We start from the raw sequence: 22,040 nt of genomic DNA, 5'->3' as shown, positions 1-22,040 counted from the left end.
AGCCGGACCGAATGCGTCCGACAATTCGACCGTTGCCGCGGCAACGGAACCATGAGGCTCGCCCGGCACGACATGGCAACCGACACGGCCCACTACGCTCAGTATCGACCGAGCCCGCATGGCGGAGCCGCGGATACGTCGTCGCAAGGCCGCGAAACCGCCTTCGCCGGAGCTCTGCGCCACTCGCGCAGGGTGCGGCTGTTCAAGATCCTGCTGCCCGCCCTTGCGATCCTGCTCGCCTCGGCCTTCGCGATCTATTCCTACGTCCTGTCCCCCACGGGCATCTCGGTCGACTTCGTCGGGTCGGGCATTTCGGACGGCAAGCTGGTCATGGCCAATCCGACCATGAACGGCTACACGAAGGAAAATCTTCCTTATTCGATGAAGGCCAAGCGGGCCATCCAGGATCTCTCCCTCACGGGCGCCATCAAGCTCGAGGGGATCGACGCCAAGGTGCCGCTCTCTTCGGACACCTGGGCGGTCATCAGTGCCGATGGCGGGCTCTACGACGATGCGGGTCAGACGCTGGACATCGACACGCCCGCGACGTTCACCACCTCCGACGGCCTGACGGCGAAGTTCAAGTCCGCCTTCATCGACATGGAGGCGGGGGAGCTAAAGACCTCCGATCCGGTGGAAATCGTCCAGGGGGGCTCGCGCATCACCTCGGACAGGTTCCAGGTGCTTGAAAGAGGCGATGTTTTCCTCTTTGAGGATAGGGTCCGGATGAAGATCGAACCGCGCGAAGCCAAGAGTGAAGAGACGGCGGACGGCGCCGGGAAATCGGGGAACTAGGATGACGCGCCTTTTCTGCGCCCTTGCCGCGCTCTTCGCGGTCGCGATCGGCTGCTCGGCCGCCATGGCCCAGGGCGAGAGCCGCTTTACGGGACTGAAGCTCTCCGGCGATCAGCCGATCCAGATCGAGAGCGACAAGCTGGAGGTTCGCGACGCCGACGGCCTCGCGATCTTCACCGGCAACGTCAACGTGATGCAGGGGGAGACGCTGCTCAAGTCGACGCGGATGAAGGTCTTCTACGCCAAGTCCGGCGATGGGAACGAGCAGGCGGCTCCCGGCGACTCCATGCAGAGCATCGAGCGGATCGAGGTGGACGGGAAAGTCTACGTCAAGACCCAGACCCAGGTGGCGACCTCCGACCAGGCGGCTTTCGACATGGCGACCGATACCCTGACCATGTCCGGCAAGGAAGTCGTTCTTTCCGATGGCCCAAACGTCATCGTCGGTTGCAAGCTGACAGTGCTGATGAGCACCGGAGAGGCCACTCTCGACGGGTGCGGCAAGAAGGAAGGCTCGGGCCGGGTCAAGATGCTCCTGCAGCCGAGCTCGCGGTCGCAGTAGGGCGGCCCGGAGTGTCGTTCTTCTCGCGCAAGACCGTCAGCGCCGCTGCCGCCGCGCCGGCTTCGCCGGCGAAGCCCGACCGCGACAAGTTGAAGGGCACGCTGATCGCGCGCGGGCTGTCCAAGAGCTATCGCGGCCGCGCGGTGGTGAGTGGTGTCTCCATCGGCGTGCGCGCCGGCGAGGCAGTGGGCCTTCTCGGACCCAACGGCGCCGGCAAGACCACCTGCTTCTACATGGTCACCGGGCTCGTGCCGGTCGACGAGGGGACGATCGAAATTGACGGTTTCGACGTCACCACGATGCCGATGTACCGGCGCGCGCGCCTCGGCATCGGCTATCTGCCGCAGGAGGCCTCGATCTTCCGCGGCCTGACGGTCGAGCAGAACATCCGCGCGGTACTCGAGGTCGTCGAGAAGAACCGCAAGCGGCGCGAGGAGAAGCTGGACGAGCTGATGGAGGAGTTCCACATCTCGCACCTGCGCAAGTCTCCGGCCATCGCGTTGTCGGGCGGCGAGAGGCGGCGTCTCGAGATCGCCAGGGCGCTGGCATCCAACCCGAGCTTCATGCTGCTCGACGAGCCCTTCGCCGGCATCGACCCCATCGCGGTGTCCGACATCCAGCAGCTCGTGCGCCACCTGACCGCGCGCGGCATCGGCGTCCTGATCACCGACCACAACGTTCGCGAGACGCTGGGGCTTATCGACCGGGCCTACATCCTGCATGCCGGCCAGGTGCTCACGCATGGCCGGGCCCACGACATCATCAGCAATCCGGACGTGCGGCGCCTGTATCTCGGCGAGGCCTTCTCGCTCTGACGGGCCCTCCTCCGCCTCCGTCACCTGCCTTTTGATCGTCCCCTGAAACCGTTCGGTAAGCGCCGCCTGATAGCTTGGCCTTGACAAGCAAAAGCCGGGCCAGTTTCTAATGCGGCTGGACGGTTGGTCCGCAAGGACCGGGTGTGGGGTACAGGGTAAATCAGTATGGCGCTCGCAGCGAAACTTCAACTGCGGCAATCGCAGGCGCTCGTAATGACGCCGCAGCTGATGCAGTCGATCCGACTGCTCCAGTTCACGCATGCCGAACTCGAGCGCTTCATCGACGACGAGATCGAACGCAATCCGCTTCTCGAACGTCGCGCCGACGAGGACGACCGGCCGGAGCCCGAGGCAGAACCGACCCCCGAGCGCGAGGCGGACGGCGAGACCGAGTGGTTCGCCTCCGATCTCGACCACAATGCCGAACGGCTCTCCGACCGCCTGGATTCGTCCCTCGAAAATCTCTACCCGGACGATCCGGGCATCCGCGACCGGCTCAGCCCCGACCTTTCCCTGACATGGAAATCAGCCATGGGATCGGGCGGGTCCGCCGGCGAGGGCTTCGATCTGGAGGACATCGCTGCCGCGGCGGTCACGCTGCGCGATTCACTGACCGAGCAGATCGCCTTCGGCTTCACCGAACCGTTGCACCGTATCATCGCATCCGAACTGGCCGATTCCCTGGACGATTCCGGCTATCTCCGAGACGATCCGGCGGAACTGGCGGCCCGTCTCGGGGTGGAGGCTTCCATCCTGGAAACGGTGCTCGCCGCCTGCCAGAACTTCGATCCGCCCGGCCTGTTCGCGCGCAGCCTCTCGGAATGCCTGGCGATCCAGCTGAAGCGCCTGAACCGGCTCGACCCCGCCATGCGGGCGCTCCTCGACAACCTCGATCTCCTGGCGCGGCGCGATTTCGCCGCGCTCCGGCGGCTTTGCGGAGTCGACGAGGGCGACCTGATCGATATGCTGGGCGAGATCAGGGCACTCGATCCGAAGCCCGGAGCGGGCTTCGCCGGACAGGGGGCCGAGACGATCGTTCCCGACGTGATCGTCCGTGCGGCTCCGGACGGCACATGGGCCGTGGAGCTCAATCCGGAGACCCTGCCGCGAGTTCTCGTCGACCAGACCTATCTGGCGCGGGTCTCCGCAGGGGCGCGGTCTTCGGCCGACAAGGAGTTCCTGTCCGACTGCGTGCAGAGCGCCAGCTGGCTGACGCGCAGCCTCGACCAGCGCGCCCGCACGATCGTCAAGGTCGCCTCGGAGATCGTTAGGCAGCAGGACGCCTTCCTGATGAACGGCATAAGGCATCTGCGTCCGCTCAACCTGAAGACGGTGGCCGAGGCCATCCAGATGCACGAATCGACGGTCAGCCGCGTGACCGCAAACAAATACATGCAGACGCCACGCGGCGTCTTCGAACTGCGCTTCTTCTTCACCGCTGCGATCGCGTCCGCGGAAGGCGGCGACGCGCATTCCGCCCAGTCCGTCCGCCACCGCATACGCCAGATGATCGACGAGGAAAGAGCTTCCGACGTGCTCTCCGACGACGCGATCGTCGACATCCTGAAGAAAAGCGGGATCGACATCGCCCGCCGAACGGTCGCCAAGTACCGGGAGGGCATGAACATTCCGTCCTCGGTGCAGCGGCGGCGGGAAAAGCGCGCGATGGCCGGCGCGATCTAGAAACGCCTCGCGATCTCCGATCCGCTCCTGCGCCTGATGCATCCCGGCGCATGTCTTTCTGGCCAAACCGGTTCCCACTTTCGGGAGAGATGCTCCCGTTGTCGCGTGGGCGGCCGCGCCCATGCCGCAGCGGAAATCCACGCGGCGCCGGCTTCGCGTTGACAAAGCAAATCGAAGTTCCTAGAAGCCGCCCACCCGCGGACCGGCGTGCTGCGCCGTCCGATCACATCGGAACTCGCGCCGGTACCTGGCGTTACGTCGCCGCACCTGCTTGTGCCGTGCGATCGCAGGTATAAACTCGGTAGCGTCACACACCACGGCAGGAAAGGTCGGTTTCGAGATGGGCCTGCGCATATCCGGCAAGCAGATGGAAATGGGTGAGGCGTTCCGCACCCGAATCGATCAGAGGATCGAGGAAGCGATCTCGAAATATTTCGATGGAGGGTTCTCCGGCCACGTTACGGTGGAAAAGTCCGGATCGCGCTTCTCGGCCGACTGCATGATTCACCTGGATACCGGAATGGCGCTCCAGGCCGAGGGACAGGCGCTGGATCCCCAGCTTGCCTTCGACGCCGCGGCCGAACGCATCGAGAAGCGCCTGCGCCGCTACAAGCGCCGCCTCAAGTCGCACCAGGCCGCATCGCCGGAAGAGGCGGTCTGGACCGATATCCCCTACAGGATCGTCGCCGCGGTGGCCGATGAGGAGGACGAAGTCGCGGAAGACTACGCGCCGACCGTCGTCGCCGAGACCTCGCTCGTGCTCAAGACCATGAGCGTGGCCTCCGCCGTCATCGAACTCGACACCAAGGACAGCCCGGTCTACGTTTTCCGCAACGCAGCGACGGACACGGTCAACATCGTCTACCGGCGCGCCGACGGGAACATCGGCTGGATCGATCCATCCGCCGTGGCATCGAACTGATCCTAGAGCCTCATCGCATTGCCCGGCCTGTTGGGGACGGCCCCGCGGTGGCACAAATCAAGGACGCGAAGCAATGGATCTGAGCGATCTGATCGAGGTTCCGGCGATCATGCCGGCCTTGAAGGCCAATTCCAAGAAACAGCTCCTGCAGCTGATGGCCGAGAAGGCGAGCGAGATCACCGGGATTGCCGAGCGCGAGATCTTCGACACCATCCTGCAGCGCGAGCGGCTCGGATCGACCGGGGTCGGCAACGGCATCGCCATCCCGCACGGCAAGCTGCCAGGTGTGAAGGAGATCACCGGCGTCTTCGCGAGGCTGGACCATCCGGTGGAGTTCGAGGCGCTCGACGATCAGCCGGTCGATATCGTGTTTCTGCTGCTTGCGCCGGAAGGCGCGGGCGCCGACCACCTCAAGGCCCTGTCGCGCATCGCGCGGGTCTTGAGGGATTCCGAAATGGTGGCGAAAATCCGCGGCACAAAGGATGCGGCGGCGATCCACACCTTCCTCGCGTCGACCCCCGCTTCGCACGCAGCCTGAGCGGGGGGCGGTAGAGGGATCGTCGGCGTCAGTGAATGCTGACGGCGGTGAGATCGTTCTGCATGGCGGCTCCCAGCGCGCTGTCGCGCTCGTCCGTCAGGAGGATCGGCTGGCCATTGGCCGCGAAGAGCGCCCAGAGTTCCAGGCCCGGAGCGATCTCGGGCATGCCAGGGAAGCGGCCCTTCAGTTCCTCGCTCTTCACCTTCTTGAGATAGGCGAGAGCGCCTTCTCCGAGGTGGGCGAACTGGTCCGCCGTCATCGTGGAATTCCGTTCTTGTTCAGTCATTTCAAGCCTCCTTGCCGAGGGCTGCCAGGATGCCAACCCGCGTTCGAGCTAAGGGTTCCGATCAGTCTTTCACCGATATGTTTATTTTCCGTACCAGCCTTTCGGGCTGCGGACGGTCCAGATCGACGGAAAGGAGCCCGTTCTTCAGTTCCGCTCCCACCACGCGCATGCCATCGGCGAGCACGAAGGAGCGCTGGAACTGCCGCGCGGCGATGCCCCGGTGCAGGTACTCCCGCTCGGCGTCGTCCGTCTGCTTGCCGCGGATCACGAGCTGGTTCTCCTCGGTCGTGACCTCGAGGTCGTCTTCGGAGAAACCGGCCACGGCCAGCGTGATGCGCAACCGCTCACCATCGGCGTTGGTCCCGCGCAGCCGTTCGATGTTGTAGGGTGGATAACCGTCCCCGGACTTGGCGACGCGTTCGAGCGTCTTTTCCATTGCATCGAACCCGAGCAGAAGCGGGCTCGAAAAAGGCGTCATGCGCGACATGGTCTGTCAGTCCTCCTAAGAGCGACGTGGAAAGCGGGAAAACCCGGATGGCATTCTCCCGCGTGCCACTGATATGGTCCGGCGCTTCGTTAAGTTCAAGCGGTTGCAGGAGCAGGCCATGGGTACCCCGCGCAAGATCATCATCGACACCGATCCCGGCCAGGACGACGCCGTCGCGATCCTGCTCGCGCTGGCCAGTCCCGAGCTGGACGTGCTCGGCATCACCGCTGTCGCGGGCAACGTTCCGCTAGCGTTGACGGAGAAGAACGCGCGCAAGATCTGCGAACTTGCCGGCAGGCCGGAGACCAGGGTCTTCGCCGGCTGCGTGCGGCCGCTGGTGCGCGGGCTCGTCACGGCCGAGCACATCCACGGGCGCACTGGCCTCGACGGTCCGGAGCTTCCCGAGCCTGCAATGCCGCTCCAGGAGAAGCACGCGGTCGACTTCATCGTCGAGACGCTGCTTGCCGAGGACGAGAAGGCCGTCACGCTCTGCACGCTCGGGCCGCTCACCAACATCGCCGCAGCTCTCAATCGCGCGCCACAGATCGCGCCGCGCGTCCGCGAGCTCGTCCTGATGGGGGGCGGCTTCTTCGAAGGCGGCAATGTCACGCCGGCGGCGGAATTCAACATCCATGTCGACCCCCACGCGGCGGAGGTCGTCTTCAACGCCGGAATACCGCTGGTCGTGATGCCGCTCGACGTCACCCACAAGGCGCTGACCACCGCAAAGAGGGTGGAAGCCTTCCGCGCGCTCGGCACGCGGGTCGGCACCGCAACGGCGGAGCTGCTGGAGTTCTTCGAGCGCTACGACGAGGAGAAGTACGGCAGCGACGGCGGACCGCTGCACGACCCATGCGTGATCGCCTATCTGATCCGTCCCGAACTCTTCGGCGGCCGCCACTGCAATGTCGCGATCGAGACCGCTTCCGAACTCACCATGGGCATGACGGTGGTCGACTGGTGGGGCGTCACCGGACGAGAGAAGAACGCCACGGTGATGCGCGACGTCGATTCCGACGGCTTCTTCGCGCTTTTGACGGAGCGGCTCGGGCGTCTCTGAGTCCGGCGCCGCCTCCGGATCTCTACTCCGCGCCCTTCAAGGCCTCCAGCACATCGGCTCGCACCGGGATTGCCGGCTGGGCGCCGGGTTTGAGGCAGGCGAGCGCTCCGGCGACCGCGGCGCGCTGCAGCGCGGCGTTCAAGCCGATCCCTTCGTCCAGACCCGCGCCGAGATAGCCGCAGAACGTGTCGCCCGCCCCGACGGTGTCGACGGGCTCGATGGTGATCGAGGGCACCGAAAGCTCGGCACCCGGCGAGGCGGCGACGGCGCCCTCGCCGCCCAGCGTCACCACGATCGTCCTCTCGGTGGTGCCGGCAAACGCGCGCATTTTCGCCACGCGGTCGGCGCCGGAAAGTCCGAGCGCCTCGGCATAGCGGTCAAACTCCGTCTCGTTGGCGACGACGATGTCGGCCTCGGCGAGCAGGGGAACCGCCTCGGCGCGGAAGGGGGCCGTGTTCAGGATCGACACGGCGCCGGCCTTGCGGGCAGCCCGAAGCGCGGCTTCGACGGTAGAGAGCGGAATCTCGTGCTGGAGGAGCACGACGTCGCCCTTCTCCATCATAGCCTTGCCGACGTCGCCCGGCAGCACGGCGGCATTGGCGCCGGGCGCGACGGCAATCATGTTCTCACCGTCGGCGCCGACCAGGATGAGCGCCACGCCGGTGGCCGCATGGGAGACGTGGACGCTGGACAGGTCGACGCCGCCGGCGCGAAGCAGCGCCAGCGCCTCCTCGGCGAAGGCGTCGCTTCCGACCGAGCCGATCATGCGGACCTCCGCGCCGGCGCGCGCGGCGGCGAGTGCCTGGTTGGCCCCCTTGCCGCCCGGAGCGGTCGAGAATCGGTCGCCGCCGACCGTCTCTCCCGGATTGGGAAGCCGGTCGACGGTGGTGATGAGGTCGAGATTGATGGAGCCGATGACGATGACCACGAACGTCCTCCCGATGGTTCGGTAGGTACGCTAGACGATTTGCACGGCGGATTGAACGCTGTCGTGGCGCTATCCCGCGATCCGGCCCGCTTCCCATCCCAGAATGGCGCGCTTGCGCGTCAGGCCCCAATGGTAGCCGGTCAGCGCGCCGGATTTTCCGACCGCCCGATGGCATGGCACGACGAAGGACACGGGATTGGCGCCGATCGCGGCGCCCACGGCGCGGCTCGCCTTCGGCGCGCCGATCTCGGCGGCGATGCGCGAATAGGGCTTGGCCCGCCCCATGGGAATGTCGAGCAGCGCCTCCCAGACCCGTACCTGGAAATCGGTGCCGATCAGCACCACCCTTAGCGGTTCCTCGCCACGCCAGCGGGACGGTTCGAAGATGCGGGCGGCATAGGGCGCCGTGGCCGACAGGTCCTCGACATAGGTGGCGTTCGGCCAGCGTCCCGACATGTCGGCGAAGGCGGCCTTCTCCTCGCCCGCGTCGCAGAAGGCGAGCCCGGCCAGGCCCCGGTCGGTGGCCATGACCAGCGCGATGCCGAAGGGCGAGACGTGGTAGCCGTAGCGGATCGTCAGCCCCGCGCCGCGCGACTTGTAGTCCCCCGGCGACATGGCCTCGTGCGTGACGAAGAGGTCGTGCAGGCGCCCGGGACCGGACATGCCGAGTTCGAACGAGGTTTCGAGCAGCGGCAGGCCTTCGTCGAGAAGCCGCCGCGCGTGGTCGAGCGTGACCGCCTGGAGGAAGGCCTTCGGTGACAACCCCGCCCAGCGCGTGAACAGCTTTTGCAAGCCCGTGGGCGTTTCGCCGACGGCATCGGCGAGCTCTTCCAGCGACGGCTGGTCGCGGTAGTCGCGGCTGATCTTCTCGATCACCTTGCGCACGACCTCGTAGTCGCCGAAATCGGCGGCGTGCGGAGCGGGCGTGACGTCTTTCTGGAGGATTGCGGTCTGGGCGTTCATGGCGGTGTCTCCTTGGCCGCGACTATCGCGCGAACCGGAAACCCTCTCCACCCGAAACTTGCCGGATCAGAGATCAGCCGGCCTTCGCCGTCGCGAGCGCGCGGCCGAAGGCGGTCGCGAAGCTTTCGCGGTCGTCCGGATTGAGGAAGCTGCCGATCGTGACATTGCGGCCCTGACCCTCGACGGCCATCCGCGTGATGCCGATTTCCTCATGGCGCGACACCGCGAATTTCGCCCAGAACGGGTTGAACTGATGCGACTCGCTGCGCCCCGACGGCGCGAACTTGCGGATGTCGAGCCGCGTGCGCGAAACACTTACCTCCTCGCGGGCACGCGCAGCGCGATAGTTCATCCGGAACGCGCCGTAGATGAGGAGCACGTCGAGCCCGAAGAAGCCGACGATCGGCCAGGCGCCGATGGACCAGAAAAGAAGGCCGATCGAGAACGAGATGGTGCCGATGATGCCCATGAGGATGGCGAAACCCCTGGGGCCGAGCGAACGGTGCGGCGTCAGCAGCGCGCTGAAAATCGGCTCGTCCGCGGCGTTTGTTTCGTGCATGACAGGGAATTATAGAGGGCGGATGCAAAAGCCCAAGACCAAAAACGCCGCACCCCGCACGGCGAAACGACCCTCCGCGAAGAGACGGCGAAAGTGCGCCTATTCGCCCGATGAAGTCCGCGAGATTTTCCGCCGCTTCGCCGTCCAGCGGCCGGAGCCGCAGGGCGAACTGGAGCACGTGAACCCGTTCACCCTGCTCGTCGCCGTCGTGCTTTCGGCACAGTCGACGGATGCCGGCGTCAACAAGGCGACGCGCGCGCTCTTTTCCGTCGCCGACACGCCGGAACGGATGCTGGAACTGGGCGAGGAGAGGGTGGGCGAGCACATCCGCACCATCGGGCTCTGGCGCAACAAGGCGAAAAACGTCATCGCGTTGTCGCAGGCGCTGATCCGCGACCACGCAGGCGAGGTGCCCGGCGACCGGGACCTCCTCGTCAAACTTCCAGGCGTCGGACGGAAGACGGCGAACGTCGTGCTCAACATGGCGTTCGGACAACCGACCATGGCCGTCGACACGCATATCTTCAGGATCGGAAATCGCTTGGGGCTGGCGCCGGGCAAGACCCCGGAGGAGGTCGAGGCCGGGTTACTGGCGGTGATCCCGGTCGAATATATGCGCCACGCGCATCACTGGCTGATTCTGCACGGACGCTACGTTTGCAAGGCGCGCAAGCCGGAGTGCCAAAGCTGCGTCATCGCCGATCTTTGCAAGGCCGCCGAGAAGACGAACGCAATCCCCGCGCCGCTTGTGCCGCTCGGTCCGATACCCGAGGCGAGCCTCTGAAGCGCCGTTCGGCGCGCCGCATGATCGTCTCGGTGTCTCGCGCAACGACACGGGTGTCAGCGTTCAGGGAAATGGGCGGCGCCGAGCGCGCCGGCCTGATTGCCGCCGCCATACGTCCGCTCCGTCTGCTCGAGCTGGTCGAGAAGACCCTGCATCTTGTCTGGCAGGCCGTCGCGAAGTTGGAACGCGGGCAATCCCCGCAGAAAGCGTGCATTTTGCTTGGAACGCAGTTCGCGCGTCAGCAAGCGGGCCGCCTCCTCTTTGTCGTGGCTTTCTCGTGAAGCCATGTTTCTTCTCCAGGTCTCGATCTTACTGTTGCGAGGACAACCAGTCTGTCCCGGCATGGTTCCGGCTTCCGCGAGGAACTTCAGAAGCCTCCGTTGAACAGGGTAAAATTTGAATTAAATACGTGAGAATAAGGCGCGGCACGCAACTTTCGGTCACTGGAGGCCGTGCATCCAACGGGCGCGCCATCCGTTAAGGAAACAAAATCGCCGCGCAGGGTGTCATTCCCGATCCGGTTGGGATACTACCGCCGTTTCGGGAATGGGCCTTTCGTTCCCGCCTCACGCCGCCGGCATGGAGCCGGCGCACAGATGAAGGAAGAACATTGCAAGTACATGTGAGAGACAACAACGTCGACCAGGCACTCAAGGTGCTCAAGAAGAAGATGCAGCGGGAAGGCGTCTTCCGAGAAATGAAAGCCCGCAGATCCTATGAGAAGCCATCCGAGAAGCGTGCCCGCGAAAAGGCGGAAGCTGTCCGGCGGTCGCGCAAGGCGGCCCGCAAGCTGGCTCAGCGCGAAGGGATCATCGCAAGCCCCAAGAAGAAGCCGCGCGCTCCCCGTCCGGGCATGCGTCCCGCGCCTTCGGCCGCGAACGCGACGCACTGACGGTTTTCACCGGCCGCGAAGGTTCGCTGGCGCGAATCTTCGCTGCGGTGCGAAATCGGGATTTACAATTCTGCGAAGCAGGCGTTTTCTTCCCCGTTGGAGGTCCCACTAAGGGGTCTCGACGCGGAGGTTGCAATGAACATTGGCCTTTTCGCATTCACGGTCGCTCACGTCGCGCTGAGCCTCGTCGCTATCGTCAGCGGGCTCGTCTGGCTGGCGGGCTTGCTTGGCCGCCCGGCGAACGTCCGCTGGACGCACGTCTTCCTCGCCACCACAACCCTGACCACGCTGACCGGCTTTCTCCTGCCATTCAGCACCATCACGCCTGCCGTTGCCTTCGGTCTCCTATCGACCGCGCTCCTCGCCGTGGCGCTCGCCGCATACTACCGGTACCATCTCGCCGGAGTCTGGCGCCCGGTCTTCATCGTCACGGCGCTATTCGCGCTCTATCTCAACGTTTTCGTGCTGGTCGTTCAGTCGTTCCTGAAGATCGGCCCGCTCCACTTGCTGGCACCGACCGGCTCCGAACCGCCCTTCGCAGCGGTTCAGGCGGTGGTTCTCCTGCTGTTCGTGATCGCGGGATTTCAGGCGTTCCGGCGCAGCCGGCGCGTCATCGCCTGACATAGACTACCCGGCCTGTCTCGTTTCGGATGGACGCAGATCGCTTCCATCCGAAATCAAGAATCAGTTCTGCGCCTTGGCTTTGTCCGATTTCACGAGCCGGGGACGGATGGCCGTGCGGCTTTCCTTGCCGTAGCTGGTGATGAAGTCGGCGATGCGCGGCACGATCTCGGAACGGAAGCGGGAGCCGTTGAAGACGCCGTAGTGCCCGACCGCGGGCTGCATGTAGTGCACGCGATAGTCGGCCGGGATGTTGACGCACAGGGTCTGGGCGGCCTTCGTCTGCCCGAGGCCCGAAATGTCGTCGTTTTCGCCCTCGACGGTCATCAGGGCGACCGAGCGAATCGCGGTCAGGTCGACCGGCTCTCCCCGGTGCTTCATCGTGCCTTTCGGCAGATCGTGGTTGACGAAGACAGTTTCCACCGTCTGGAGATAGAACTCCGCCGTCAGGTCCATCACGGCAAGATACTCGTCGTAGAAGTCGCGGTGCTTCTCGGCCGAGTCCCCGTCATGCTTGACCAAGTGCATGAAGAAGTCCTTGTGGGCGATGATGTGCCGGTCGAGGTTCATGCTCATGAACCCGGAAAGCTGCAGGAAGCCTGGATAGACGTCGCGCATGAAACCGGGTTCCGGCCACGGCACCTGCATGATGACGTTCTTTCGGAACCACTCGATGCCCTTCTCCTCGGCCAGCAAATTGACCGCGGTTGGGTTCTTGCGCGTGTCGATCGGACCGCCCATCAGCGTCATGGTCGAGGGCGACATCGGATCGCCGCGCGCTTCCATCAGCGCCACCGCCGCGATGACGGGCACCGCCGGCTGGCACACGCCCATGACGTGCACGTTCGGGCCAAGCTCGTGCAGCATGTCGATGACGTAGTCGATATAGTCGTCGAGGTCGAAGCGACCCTCCGACAGCGGCACCATGCGGGCATCCGCCCAGTCGGTGATGTAGACGTCCGCATGGGGAAGCATGGCTTCCACCGTGCCGCGCAACAGCGTGGCGTAGTGCCCCGACATGGGTGCCACGATCAGGAGCTTGGGGTCGGGGCGCCGGCCGGCCGGTATGGCCCGTTCGAAGTGGATCAGGTCGCAGAAGGGACGGCTCCAGACGATTTCCTCGGAGACCTTCACCTGCTTCCAGTCCACTACCGTCGACGTCAGACCGAATTCCGGCTTCCCATAGCGGCGGGTCGTCCGCTCGAACAGTTCCGCCATCGCCGCGGCGGTGCGACCGAAAGGCGTGTGCGAGAGGGGATTGAGCGGGTTCGAATAGAACAGCCGCGCTGCGTCGGCGAAGGCGCGGTAGGGCTGCGCCGCAGCATGACTCAACGCGTAGAGCTGATAGAACATGTCTTACCCTTCCCGCCCGGACCGCCCAGCTTCGCGCCGTTCGGCTAATGAGTTGTGAACGGTACGGTACCGGTATTCTGCTGCAATGCAATAGAAGAGGATTCGTTGCCCGGGAGCGAGCAATTGCGCAGGATTATCAAAGCACTCGAAGCATCATGACGCGCTCGGAAGGGTCGATGCCATCGGGAACCTCCCGCTGGAACCGATCCCGCAGGGCCGAATCCGCTTCATCGGCGCCGGATTCGACGAACCCGTGCCGCGCATAAAAAGGCGCATTGAAGGGAACGCGCCGAAAGGTCGACAGCCCCGCCCGGCGGCAGCCGCACCGGCGGGCTGCGTCCAGGAATGCCGACAGCAGCGCCGTCCCGACGCCACGGCGCCCATGCGCCGGGTGAACGGAGAGCTCGCACAGCCAGTAGGTGTCGCCGATCACGAGCGCCATCGCATAGCCGATCGCGCGGTCGGCATCATCGGCGGCGACGATGACGTCGTGCCGATCGAGAGACTCCTCTAAAGCTGCCGGCGACGGCGGCGCCTCCTCCGCGAGTTGCGGGTAGCCGTGCTCGCCGAAGAGCTTCGCAGCCGCCGTCTCGGCTTCGATCAGCGCCTCGATGTCGTCCGGCCGCGCGGGGCGCAGCCGGCAGGCTACCGGATGGGTCAGCCTTCGTAGCCCTCCACGATGACCATCTCGGCGTCGGCCACCGTCTGGCGGATCGCCTTGGCCGCCTGGTATTCGGCCGAGTTGTAGCAGTCGCGCGCCGCCTGCAGCGAGGGAAACTCGATCACCACGTTGCGGCCGCGCCCGCGGCCTTCCATGGCTTCGTAGGTGCCGCCACGCGCCAGGAAATTCGCGCCGTACTTCTCGAAGGCCGGCTTGGCGGTCGCCACGTAATCCTTGTACCGCTCGGGGTCGCGCACGTCGACATGGGCAATCCAGTAGGCTTTGGGCATTCTTCCTCCTCCCGGCCTCAGGCGGCCGTTGCCATTTCATCCAGTATCGATTGCGCGGCGGCGCGCGGGTCGGGCGCGGCCACGATGGGGCGGGCGACGACGAGATGACTCGATCCCGCGCGGATCGCCGCGGCGGGCGTCATCACGCGCTTCTGGTCGCCATGGGCCGCACCTGCCGGCCGGATGCCCGGCGTGACCACGGCCATGTCGGAACCGACGATGCCGCGAACGGCATGGGCTTCGCTCGCGGCACAGACGACGCCACCCATGCCGGCTGCGCGCGCCTGCTCGGCGCGGCGCATCACGAGCGCGTGGGGTTCGTACTGGTAGCCGGCCTCGACGAGATCCTGCTGGTCCATGGAGGTGAGCACCGTCACACCGAGCAGGCAAAGGTCGCTGCCCCTGGCCGCTTCCACCGCCGCGCGCATCGCCTTTGGATAGGCATGCAGCGTCAGCATCGTCACGCCGAGCTTGACGATGCTCTCCACCCCCTCGGCCACCGTGTTGTCGATGTCGAGGAGTTTCAGGTCGAGGAAGACCTTCTTGCCCTCGGCCGCGAGATCGCGCGCGAATTCCAGCCCGCCGGCGAAGGCGAGGCGGTACCCGACCTTGTAGAAGGTGCAGACGCCGTCCAGGTCACGAACGATCTTTTGCGCCGCATCGACGCTCGGCAGATCGAGGCCGACGATCAGCCGGTCGCTGGCTTTGCCTGGCTCCGTCATCCGCGTACTCCCTCGAATTCTTCCATCGGCGTCCAGTCGCACAGGAGCTGGCGATTGGAAAGCCGGAAGGCGAAGATGTTGCCCCCGCCGGCAGGCTGGTCCTCGACGCGGGAGATCGGACGCCCCGCCAGGCTCGCTTTCAGGAGCGACCCCACCGCTCCATGGCCGACGAACAAGATGGGCCGTTCCGGATCATGATCCCGCAGCGCGCCGTCCACCGCCCTGACGATGCGCCGGGAAGCATCGACCGCGCGTTCCCAGCCGTTCCAGCTCGCTTCGGGCTCGGCGAAGAACCGGTCGGCCGCGGCCTCGAAGGCGGCGGGCTCGAGAAAGCCGGTCGAGGAACGGTCGTTCTCGCCCATCTCTTCCACCACATTCATCGGAATGCCGAGATGGGCGGCGAGGATCGCGGCCGCCTCGACCGCCTTCGTCTCCGCGCTTGCCACGATGCGGCTCAGCGTGCCGAGCCAGGGCTTCGCGCGCATGGCTTCCACGCGACCGCGGCCGATGGCAGAAAGGCGCCACAGCGGCACGGGTCGCGCCGTTTCCATATCCACCTGCGGATGCGTCAGATAGTAGGCGATCAAGGCTCGACCCTGGTGGAAAGCAGCCTGGCGTGCTGCATCAGGGTGCTACAGAGCCGCGCCATGCCCTTCCTCAGCCGTTCGTCCCGGAATTCACCATCCTCGTCGAAGGCGTCGCCGCCGTTCGGCACGGAGACCTGCGGCGCGATCACCTCCATGCCGATGTGCGAGAGCACCGCCCGGAGGTGGTTTGCCGACCGAATGCCGGCGAAATGACCGGCCGACGACGAGCAGATGCCGACCACCCTGCCGGGGTAGGGCTTCAGCGGCTTGCCCGCATCCTTGCTCACGCGGCTCACCCAGTCGATCGTGTTCTTGAGCAGCGGCGGCATCGAGCCGTTGTATTCGGGCGTGCAGATCAGGAGAGCGTCGTGCGCCGCGAAGAGCCGGGCGAGCTTCACCGCGTTCTCCGGGATGCCCTTCTCCTCCTCGAGATCCTCGTCCATGATCGGCAGCGGATAGTCGGCGAGCGAGATGCGGGTCACCTCGGCGCCCTGCATCGCCAGTTCCCTGGTCGCCGCTTCGGCGGTCCTGCCGGAATAGGCGCCGCTCCGGTTCGATCCAGCGAAGACGAGAATTCTTGGTGTCATCGGCCGTCCGCTTTGCGAAACTGCTTCGGTGTATAGGGATTCGCGGCCGGCAAGGAAACCGCATTCGCGAGCGGGAGAACGGATATGCATAGATTGGTTACGGTCGCGGCCGCCTGCCTCTTCCTCGCAGGGACAGGCAGCCTCTCTGCCGCCGACGACCCCCTACCGGAGGACCAGATCGCGATCCAGTCCTGCCTGGAAGGCGTGCGGGACTACAATGCCTCGAGCCAGGACGATCCTGCGAGCCGCGACGAATGTATCGGCACGGTGGCGGACCCCTGCCTCGAGGAACCGCAGGGCCAGGCAACGGCCGGAATGGTCGGTTGCTACGCCCGCGAGATCGCGGTCTGGGACGGGCTTCTCAATTCGCACTACGCCGCGCTGAAGGACGGCCTCGAAACACCCGCCTTCGACGCCTTGCGCGAGACCCAGCGCAAGTGGATCGCCTACCGCGACGCGAACTGCGCCTGGCCGCGTATCTTCTTCGAGGGCGGGACGATCGCGAGCCCGATCGGCTCGTCCTGCATCAACCAGGCGACCGCGCGGCGGGCCAACGAGCTCGCCGACTATCTCGACTGGATGCAGAACTGATCACCGACCGGGCAGGGTCGGAAAAGGCGGCGCGCTCTATGCGTGCGGCCGCCTGCGGTAGATCCACAGCCGCGTCGGCGGAATGTTGCGCATGACGAAATCGAAATGCTCCACCGTGTAGCTGCCGCGCCCCGGAGGGATGGGCGAGCGCGGTCCATAGGTCAGCTGGACGACCGGCCTTCCAAGGGGAATGCGGGACAGCAGATCTTCCAGATAGGCAATGCGCTGGGGGACGGGGAAATTCAGCAGCGGAACACCGGAGACGACGGCATCGAAGACGAGGTCCCTCTTGTCGCCCAGCGTCTCGTTGAGGTTGAAGGCGTCGCCCTGGATGACGTTGACCTTCGGAAACAGCCTGCGCACATGCGCGGCGAAATCCTGCGAGAATTCGACCGAGTAGAGGTTCTCCGGCGCAACGCCGCGATCCAGGATGGCTTTGGTGATGACGCCCGTGCCGGGGCCCAGTTCCAGCACCGGGAGACCGGAGGAAAGGTCTATCACCGACGCCATGCGCCGGGCGGTCACGGAACTCGTTGGAATGATCGACCCGACGGCTTTCGGCTTGTCCAGCCAGCCCCGGAAAAACCGGAGTTCGTCGTCGAAACGTCCGGCGAGGCCTTTCAGCACTGCATTTTCGCGCGCCATTGGCGTTCTCCTGTGCGCTGCCCCTGCTGCCAGGATATAGGGAGCCGGTTCGGGCTTTTACACCGCCCGGGCTTCCCTTCGTTCTTCGATTTCAGGAACGCGCGAGTGCACCGGCGGTTCAGTTTCCGAACGACTCGAAAAAGTCCTTCATGCGGTTGAAGAACCCGTTCGACTGCGGGCTGTTCTCCTTCGACGACAGCTCCTCGAACTCCTGCAGCAGTTCGCGCTGGCGCTTGGACAGGTTCTGAGGCGTTTCCACCGCAACCTGGATGATGAGGTCGCCCACGGCATTCTGGCGCAGCACGGGCATGCCCTTGCCCTTCACGCGGAACTTGCGGCCGTTCTGCGTGCCTTCCGGCACCTTGACGCGCGTCTGGGTGCCGTCGAGCGTCGCCACCTCGAAGGAACCGCCCAGTGCCGCCGAGGTCATGGAAATCGGCGCCGTGCAGTAGAGGTTCTCGCCTTCGCGCTGGAAGAATTCGTGCGGCGCGACGGAGAGGAAGATGTAGAGATCGCCGGACGGGCCGCCGCGCATGCCCGCCTCGCCCTCGCCCGTAAGCCTGATGCGCGTGCCGTCCTCGATGCCTGCCGGAATGTTGACCGAAAGCGAGCGTTCCTCGGTGACGCGGCCCTGGCCGGCGCACTTCTCGCACGGATCCTTGATGATCTGGCCGCGACCGTGGCAGGTCGGGCAGGTCCTCTCGATGGAGAAGAAGCCCTGCGCGGCGCGCACCCGGCCGGAGCCCGAGCACATGGCGCAGGTGACGGGCTGCGTGCCGGGTTTCGCGCCGGAGCCGGAGCACTCGGTGCAGGTCACCGAACTCGGCACGTGGATCTGTGCCGTCTTGCCGGAGAAGGCTTCCTCCAGCGTGATTTCCATGTTGTAGCGGAGGTCGGCGCCGCGTTCGCGCCCGCCGCTGGAGCGGCGTCGGCCGCCGCCCATCATCTCGCCGAAGATGTCCTCGAAGATATCGGAGAAACCGCCCGCGCCGGCGAAGCCCGCGCCACCACCCATGCCGCCCTGCTCGAAGGCCGCGTGGCCGAACCGGTCGTAAGCGGCGCGTTTCTGCGGGTCCTTGAGGAACTCGTAGGCCTCGTTGATTTCCTTGAACTTGCGCTCGGCATCCGCATCACCGGGATTACGGTCCGGATGGCACTGCATGGCCAGCTTGCGGAATGCCGCCTTGAGTTCCTTTTCGTCGGCGCCCTTCTGTACGCCCAAGGTCTCGTAAAAGTCGGCCTTCATGGTGCTCGGAGTGTCCTGGCAATCGAGAGAAAGATCGGATGCGCGGCGTCGCGACCCGCAGGCCACGATTTAGTGACAGCTTGCACGTCGCGCCATAGCAGCGCGGCGCAGATACGGAATTTTTCCTCCGTTTCGCCGCTTTTTTATCTCCCGCGGTCTGTTTCGACGGTTCTAGACCACACGCGCGGGAGACGTCTCGGCCACGCGGGCGGTGGTGCCTCCGCCGGCCAGGTTGTTGATGACCTTCGCCATCGGCCTTTCGAAGTAGCGGTCAGACAGGATCGAGACGGCAATCACCAGCAGCGCCGGAAAGAACCAGTAGACGTAGAAATCCACGAACCCGAGCGGTTCGAGCAGCTTCTTCCACAGCAGCGCGATGAAGAGGGATTCGATCACCGGGTGGATGAGATAGATGCCGAGCGACACCTTGCCGACCGGATGCAGGAACCGGAGATAGTTCGAGTTTTCCGGTTCCGAGCGCTCGGCCAGCGCCGCGAGGTACATCGCGGCGCCGAGCAGCGCCACGACGACGTAGGCCGGCTGCAACGTGGCCATCGCCACGATCGAGATCGCAAACAGGGTCCAGCCCGGCACGTGGCTGCGCAGCCGCCAGCGGCTGTCGCGTACCGCCATGGCGACCAGCGCGCCCAGCGCGAAATCGGCGAAGGCCCTGTAGGCACCCCAGGTGTCGGCCCGGAGCCAGCTTTCGAAGGGTATCACGCCCGCCGCCGTCGCCGCCTCCAGCGCCACGATCGAGACCAGCGCCACCGCGGCCAGACCCCGCTTGCCGCCGAAGCGGAAGGCGAGCACGATCACCGGCAGCAGCAGGTAGCAGAACCACTCGGCCGACATCGACCAGGACACGTAGTTGAAGGTCAAAAGGTCGGTTAAGCCCCAGGCATGCATGAGGAGGATGTTGGCGGGCAGCGCGCTCCAGGCATAGCGCTCCGGGCTGTCCGAATGCACCAGGCCGAGATCGACCGCGAAGGCAATGGCGACGAAGAAGGCCAGCGTCACGAGATAGAGCGGATAGAAGCGCGCGATGCGGCGGATGAGATAGCGCCGGAACGAGCCGGGTTCCGTCAGCAGCACGTCGCCGTAGCGCTCCATGATCAGGAAACCCGAGATCATGAAGAACATCTCCATCAGCGGCATCAGCCGATAGAGGAAGGCGCTGATGTCCTCCGTTCCCGGAGGCGCGAAGCGCATGAAGTGCCACAGCATGATCAAGATCGCAGCGGTCAGCCGCCATGTCTCGAAGATGCGATAATGCATGTGTTTCGGCCCCTCGCTTCACGACTCGTAAGCTCAGGGAGATGTGTAGGAAAGGAGCGGCCAGCGGTCGACCTTAAGCTTCCGTTAAGCTTAACGGACAGCCGCGCCCGAAACGCGAAAAGCCCGGCGTCGGCCGGGCTTTTCTGAACGAATGGCGAGGCTGATCGCGATCAGGCCGACTTCTTCTTGTCGTCGTCGTCGATCTCCTCGAAGTCCGCATCGACCACGTCCTCGCCGGACTTGGAAGCGTCGGCCTTGGCGTCGGCTTCCGCGGCCTCGGCCTGGCTGGCCTCGTACATCGCCTGGCCGAGCTTCATCGACGCTTCGCCGAGCGCGGTGCTCTTGGCCTGGATGTCTTCCAGGTCGTCGCCCTCGAGCGCCGTCTTCAGCGCGGTAATGGCCTCGGAGATCGCGTTTCGGTCATCCTCGGAGACTTTGTCGCCATAGTCCTTGAGCGACTTCTCGGCGGAGTGGACCAGAGCCTCGCCCTGGTTCTTCGCCTCGACGAGCGCGCGGCGCTTCTTGTCGCCCTCGGCATTGGCCTCGGCGTCCTTGACCATCTTCTCGATCTCGTCGTCCGAGAGACCCCCGGACGCCTGGATGCGGATCTGGTGCTCCTTGCCGGTGCCCTTGTCCTTAGCCGAGACGTTGACGATGCCGTTGGCGTCGATGTCGAAGGTGACCTCGATCTGCGGCACGCCGCGCGGCGCGGGCGGGATGCCCACCAGGTCGAACTGGCCGAGCATCTTGTTGTCCTGCGCCATTTCGCGCTCGCCCTGGAAGACGCGGATCGTCACCGCCGACTGGTTGTCCTCGGCGGTCGAGAAGGTCTGCGACTTCTTGGTCGGGATCGTCGTGTTGCGGTCGATCAGGCGGGTGAACACGCCGCCGAGCGTCTCGATGCCGAGCGACAGCGGGGTGACGTCGAGCAGCAGGACGTCCTTGACGTCGCCCTGAAGCACGCCGGCCTGGATCGCGGCGCCCATGGCCACGACTTCGTCCGGGTTCACGCCCTTGTGCGGCTCCTTGCCGAAGAACTGCTTCACGATCTCATGCACCTTGGGCATGCGGGTCATGCCGCCGACGAGCACGACCTCGTCGATCTCCGCGGCCTTGACGCCCGCGTCCTTCAGCGCCGCCTTGCAGGGCTCGATCGTGCGCTGCACCAGGTCGTCGACGAGCTGCTCGAACTTGGCGCGCGTGAGCTTCATGGTCAGGTGCTTCGGACCCGACTGGTCGGCCGTGATGAAGGGCAGGTTGATCTCGGTCTGCGAGGACGAGGAGAGCTCGATCTTGGCTTTTTCGGCCGCTTCCTTCAGGCGCTGCAGCGCGAGCTTGTCGGAACGCAGGTCGATGCCCTGGTCCTTCTTGAACTCATCGGCGAGATAGCCGACCAGCCGCATGTCGAAGTCCTCGCCGCCGAGGAAGGTGTCGCCATTGGTCGACTTCACCTCGAACACGCCGTCGCCGATCTCCAGGATGGAGATGTCGAAGGTGCCGCCGCCGAGGTCGTAGACCGCGATGGTGCCGGCCTTCTTCTTGTCGAGGCCGTAGGCGAGCGCGGCCGCGGTCGGCTCGTTGATGATGCGCAGCACTTCGAGGCCGGCGATCTTGCCGGCGTCCTTGGTGGCTTGGCGCTGGGCGTCGTTGAAGTACGCGGGAACGGTGATGACCGCCTTCTCGACCTTCTCGCCGAGATAGGATTCAGCCGTCTCCTTCATCTTCTGGAGCGTCATCGCCGAAATCTGCGAGGGCGAATACTTGCTGCCGGCGGCCTCGACCCACGCGTCGCCGTTGTCCGCCTTGACGATCTTGTAGGGGACCAGCTTCTTGTCCTTCTCGGTCACCGGATCGTCGTAGCGGCGGCCGATGAGGCGCTTCACCGCGAAGATGGTGCCTTCGGGATTGGTGACCGCCTGGCGCTTGGCCGGCTGGCCGACGAGGCGCTCGTCGCTGTCGCTGAACGCGACGATCGAGGGCGTCGTGCGCGCGCCTTCCGCATTCTCGATCACCTTGGCGTCCTTGCCGTCCATGACGGCGACGCAGGAATTGGTCGTTCCGAGATCGATACCGATTACTTTAGCCATGTTCTTCTCTCCGCTAAGCAGGCTGTCAGGACCCGTACCGGCGTTCCATGCGGCAGCCCCTGTCTTCAGGATTTCGCCCCCTCCCCATGCGATTCCGGCAC

General features: G+C 65.2%; 27 protein-coding genes. 11 read left to right on the top strand and 16 right to left on the bottom strand.

What is annotated here, in order from left to right:
* Window positions 1-51: 51 nt before the first annotated feature.
* The 6 genes from lptC (at window position 52) to ptsN (ending at window position 5,315) form a co-directional block, all read left to right on the top strand.
* A complete protein-coding gene (gene lptC / locus BSQ44_RS02285) occupies window positions 52-795 on the top strand; it encodes an LPS export ABC transporter periplasmic protein LptC (protein ID WP_083534364.1) in 744 nt (247 codons plus the stop codon).
* Window position 796: 1 nt separating this feature from the next.
* Window positions 797-1,357 (top strand): LptA/OstA family protein, encoded by a 561-nt coding sequence (locus BSQ44_RS02280; protein WP_072601753.1) that lies wholly within the window; start codon window positions 797-799, stop codon window positions 1,355-1,357.
* An 11-nt stretch (window positions 1,358-1,368) separates the two neighbouring features.
* Window positions 1,369-2,172 (top strand): LPS export ABC transporter ATP-binding protein, encoded by an 804-nt coding sequence (gene lptB / locus BSQ44_RS02275; protein ID WP_072601752.1) that lies wholly within the window; start codon window positions 1,369-1,371, stop codon window positions 2,170-2,172.
* Window positions 2,173-2,337: 165 nt separating this feature from the next.
* Complete coding sequence (gene rpoN, locus BSQ44_RS02270) at window positions 2,338-3,855, top strand: RNA polymerase factor sigma-54 (RefSeq protein ID WP_072601751.1); 1,518 nt, start codon at window positions 2,338-2,340, stop codon at window positions 3,853-3,855.
* A 340-nt stretch (window positions 3,856-4,195) separates the two neighbouring features.
* Window positions 4,196-4,777: a ribosome hibernation-promoting factor, HPF/YfiA family gene (hpf, locus tag BSQ44_RS02265; RefSeq protein WP_072601750.1), complete on the top strand. Its 582-nt coding sequence runs from the start codon at window positions 4,196-4,198 to the stop codon at window positions 4,775-4,777.
* A 73-nt stretch (window positions 4,778-4,850) separates the two neighbouring features.
* A complete protein-coding gene (gene ptsN / locus BSQ44_RS02260; RefSeq protein WP_072601749.1) occupies window positions 4,851-5,315 on the top strand; it encodes a PTS IIA-like nitrogen regulatory protein PtsN in 465 nt (154 codons plus the stop codon).
* Between the two features lie 28 nt (window positions 5,316-5,343).
* Here the strand turns inward: ptsN and BSQ44_RS02255 are convergent, their stop codons facing one another.
* On the bottom strand, window positions 5,344-5,601 hold the full coding sequence (locus BSQ44_RS02255; RefSeq protein WP_072601748.1) for a BQ00720 family protein: 258 nt from the start codon (window positions 5,599-5,601) through the stop codon (window positions 5,344-5,346).
* 61 nt (window positions 5,602-5,662) lie between these two features.
* On the bottom strand, window positions 5,663-6,088 hold the full coding sequence (locus BSQ44_RS02250) for an Hsp20 family protein (protein WP_072601747.1): 426 nt from the start codon (window positions 6,086-6,088) through the stop codon (window positions 5,663-5,665).
* Between the two features lie 118 nt (window positions 6,089-6,206).
* Here BSQ44_RS02250 and BSQ44_RS02245 point away from each other — a divergent pair, with 118 nt between their 5' ends.
* Window positions 6,207-7,148 (top strand): nucleoside hydrolase, encoded by a 942-nt coding sequence (locus BSQ44_RS02245; protein WP_072607800.1) that lies wholly within the window; start codon window positions 6,207-6,209, stop codon window positions 7,146-7,148.
* A 22-nt stretch (window positions 7,149-7,170) separates the two neighbouring features.
* Here BSQ44_RS02245 and BSQ44_RS02240 read toward each other — a convergent pair whose 3' ends face one another.
* The 3 genes from BSQ44_RS02240 to BSQ44_RS02230 all read right to left on the bottom strand — a co-directional run bounded on the left by BSQ44_RS02240 (window position 7,171) and on the right by BSQ44_RS02230 (window position 9,598).
* Window positions 7,171-8,076 carry a ribokinase gene (locus BSQ44_RS02240; RefSeq protein ID WP_072601746.1) on the bottom strand — a complete coding sequence of 302 codons (906 nt, stop codon included), beginning with the start codon at window positions 8,074-8,076 and terminating at the stop codon, window positions 7,171-7,173.
* Window positions 8,077-8,145: 69 nt separating this feature from the next.
* On the bottom strand, window positions 8,146-9,039 hold the full coding sequence (locus tag BSQ44_RS02235) for a methylated-DNA--[protein]-cysteine S-methyltransferase (RefSeq protein ID WP_072601745.1): 894 nt from the start codon (window positions 9,037-9,039) through the stop codon (window positions 8,146-8,148).
* Window positions 9,040-9,112: 73 nt separating this feature from the next.
* Window positions 9,113-9,598, bottom strand: coding sequence for a DUF2244 domain-containing protein (locus BSQ44_RS02230; RefSeq protein ID WP_072601744.1), 486 nt, complete (start codon window positions 9,596-9,598; stop codon window positions 9,113-9,115).
* Window positions 9,599-9,620: 22 nt separating this feature from the next.
* On the opposite strand from BSQ44_RS02230, the gene nth reads away from it, so the two are divergent.
* Window positions 9,621-10,382, top strand: a complete 762-nt coding sequence (nth, locus tag BSQ44_RS02225; protein ID WP_072601743.1) for an endonuclease III — start codon at window positions 9,621-9,623, stop codon at window positions 10,380-10,382.
* Between the two features lie 56 nt (window positions 10,383-10,438).
* Here the strand turns inward: nth and BSQ44_RS02220 are convergent, their stop codons facing one another.
* A complete protein-coding gene (locus BSQ44_RS02220) occupies window positions 10,439-10,669 on the bottom strand; it encodes a hypothetical protein (RefSeq protein WP_072601742.1) in 231 nt (76 codons plus the stop codon).
* 323 nt (window positions 10,670-10,992) lie between these two features.
* Between BSQ44_RS02220 and rpsU the strand changes: the two genes are divergently transcribed.
* Window positions 10,993-11,274 (top strand): 30S ribosomal protein S21, encoded by a 282-nt coding sequence (rpsU, locus tag BSQ44_RS02215; RefSeq protein ID WP_072601741.1) that lies wholly within the window; start codon window positions 10,993-10,995, stop codon window positions 11,272-11,274.
* Between the two features lie 135 nt (window positions 11,275-11,409).
* Window positions 11,410-11,895, top strand: coding sequence for a hypothetical protein (locus BSQ44_RS02210; protein ID WP_072601740.1), 486 nt, complete (start codon window positions 11,410-11,412; stop codon window positions 11,893-11,895).
* 63 nt (window positions 11,896-11,958) lie between these two features.
* Here BSQ44_RS02210 and BSQ44_RS02205 read toward each other — a convergent pair whose 3' ends face one another.
* From BSQ44_RS02205 to BSQ44_RS02180, 6 genes are all read right to left on the bottom strand, one after another.
* Window positions 11,959-13,248 (bottom strand): polyhydroxyalkanoate depolymerase, encoded by a 1,290-nt coding sequence (locus BSQ44_RS02205; RefSeq protein ID WP_072601739.1) that lies wholly within the window; start codon window positions 13,246-13,248, stop codon window positions 11,959-11,961.
* Between the two features lie 136 nt (window positions 13,249-13,384).
* On the bottom strand, window positions 13,385-13,885 hold the full coding sequence (locus tag BSQ44_RS27390; RefSeq protein ID WP_235633399.1) for a GNAT family N-acetyltransferase: 501 nt from the start codon (window positions 13,883-13,885) through the stop codon (window positions 13,385-13,387).
* Between the two features lie 20 nt (window positions 13,886-13,905).
* Entirely contained in the window at window positions 13,906-14,199 is a 294-nt protein-coding gene (locus tag BSQ44_RS27385; protein ID WP_072601738.1) for a DUF1330 domain-containing protein, read from the bottom strand.
* A 17-nt stretch (window positions 14,200-14,216) separates the two neighbouring features.
* Window positions 14,217-14,921: an orotidine-5'-phosphate decarboxylase gene (gene pyrF, locus BSQ44_RS02190; RefSeq protein ID WP_072601737.1), complete on the bottom strand. Its 705-nt coding sequence runs from the start codon at window positions 14,919-14,921 to the stop codon at window positions 14,217-14,219.
* Complete coding sequence (locus tag BSQ44_RS02185) at window positions 14,918-15,508, bottom strand: histidine phosphatase family protein (RefSeq protein ID WP_114579910.1); 591 nt, start codon at window positions 15,506-15,508, stop codon at window positions 14,918-14,920. The genes pyrF and BSQ44_RS02185 overlap by 4 nt, the downstream gene beginning before the upstream one ends.
* Entirely contained in the window at window positions 15,505-16,095 is a 591-nt protein-coding gene (locus tag BSQ44_RS02180; RefSeq protein WP_072601736.1) for an NADPH-dependent FMN reductase, read from the bottom strand. The genes BSQ44_RS02185 and BSQ44_RS02180 overlap by 4 nt, the downstream gene beginning before the upstream one ends.
* Before the next feature lie 84 nt (window positions 16,096-16,179).
* Here BSQ44_RS02180 and BSQ44_RS02175 point away from each other — a divergent pair, with 84 nt between their 5' ends.
* Entirely contained in the window at window positions 16,180-16,686 is a 507-nt protein-coding gene (locus tag BSQ44_RS02175; RefSeq protein ID WP_083534358.1) for a lysozyme inhibitor LprI family protein, read from the top strand.
* A 36-nt stretch (window positions 16,687-16,722) separates the two neighbouring features.
* Here BSQ44_RS02175 and pmtA read toward each other — a convergent pair whose 3' ends face one another.
* From pmtA to dnaK, 4 genes are all read right to left on the bottom strand, one after another.
* Entirely contained in the window at window positions 16,723-17,331 is a 609-nt protein-coding gene (pmtA, locus tag BSQ44_RS02170; protein ID WP_072601734.1) for a phospholipid N-methyltransferase PmtA, read from the bottom strand.
* A 118-nt stretch (window positions 17,332-17,449) separates the two neighbouring features.
* Window positions 17,450-18,577 carry a molecular chaperone DnaJ gene (dnaJ, locus tag BSQ44_RS02165; protein WP_072601733.1) on the bottom strand — a complete coding sequence of 376 codons (1,128 nt, stop codon included), beginning with the start codon at window positions 18,575-18,577 and terminating at the stop codon, window positions 17,450-17,452.
* 171 nt (window positions 18,578-18,748) lie between these two features.
* Complete coding sequence (locus BSQ44_RS02160) at window positions 18,749-19,852, bottom strand: acyltransferase family protein (RefSeq protein ID WP_072601732.1); 1,104 nt, start codon at window positions 19,850-19,852, stop codon at window positions 18,749-18,751.
* Window positions 19,853-20,022: 170 nt separating this feature from the next.
* On the bottom strand, window positions 20,023-21,939 hold the full coding sequence (gene dnaK, locus BSQ44_RS02155; RefSeq protein WP_072601731.1) for a molecular chaperone DnaK: 1,917 nt from the start codon (window positions 21,937-21,939) through the stop codon (window positions 20,023-20,025).
* Window positions 21,940-22,040 lie beyond the last annotated feature (101 nt).

This window comes from Aquibium oceanicum, assembly GCF_001889605.1.
Lineage (GTDB): Bacteria > Pseudomonadota > Alphaproteobacteria > Rhizobiales > Rhizobiaceae > Aquibium > Aquibium oceanicum.
Note: the sequence above shows the minus strand (reverse complement) of the source record. Positions and strands in the feature narration are given on the sequence as shown.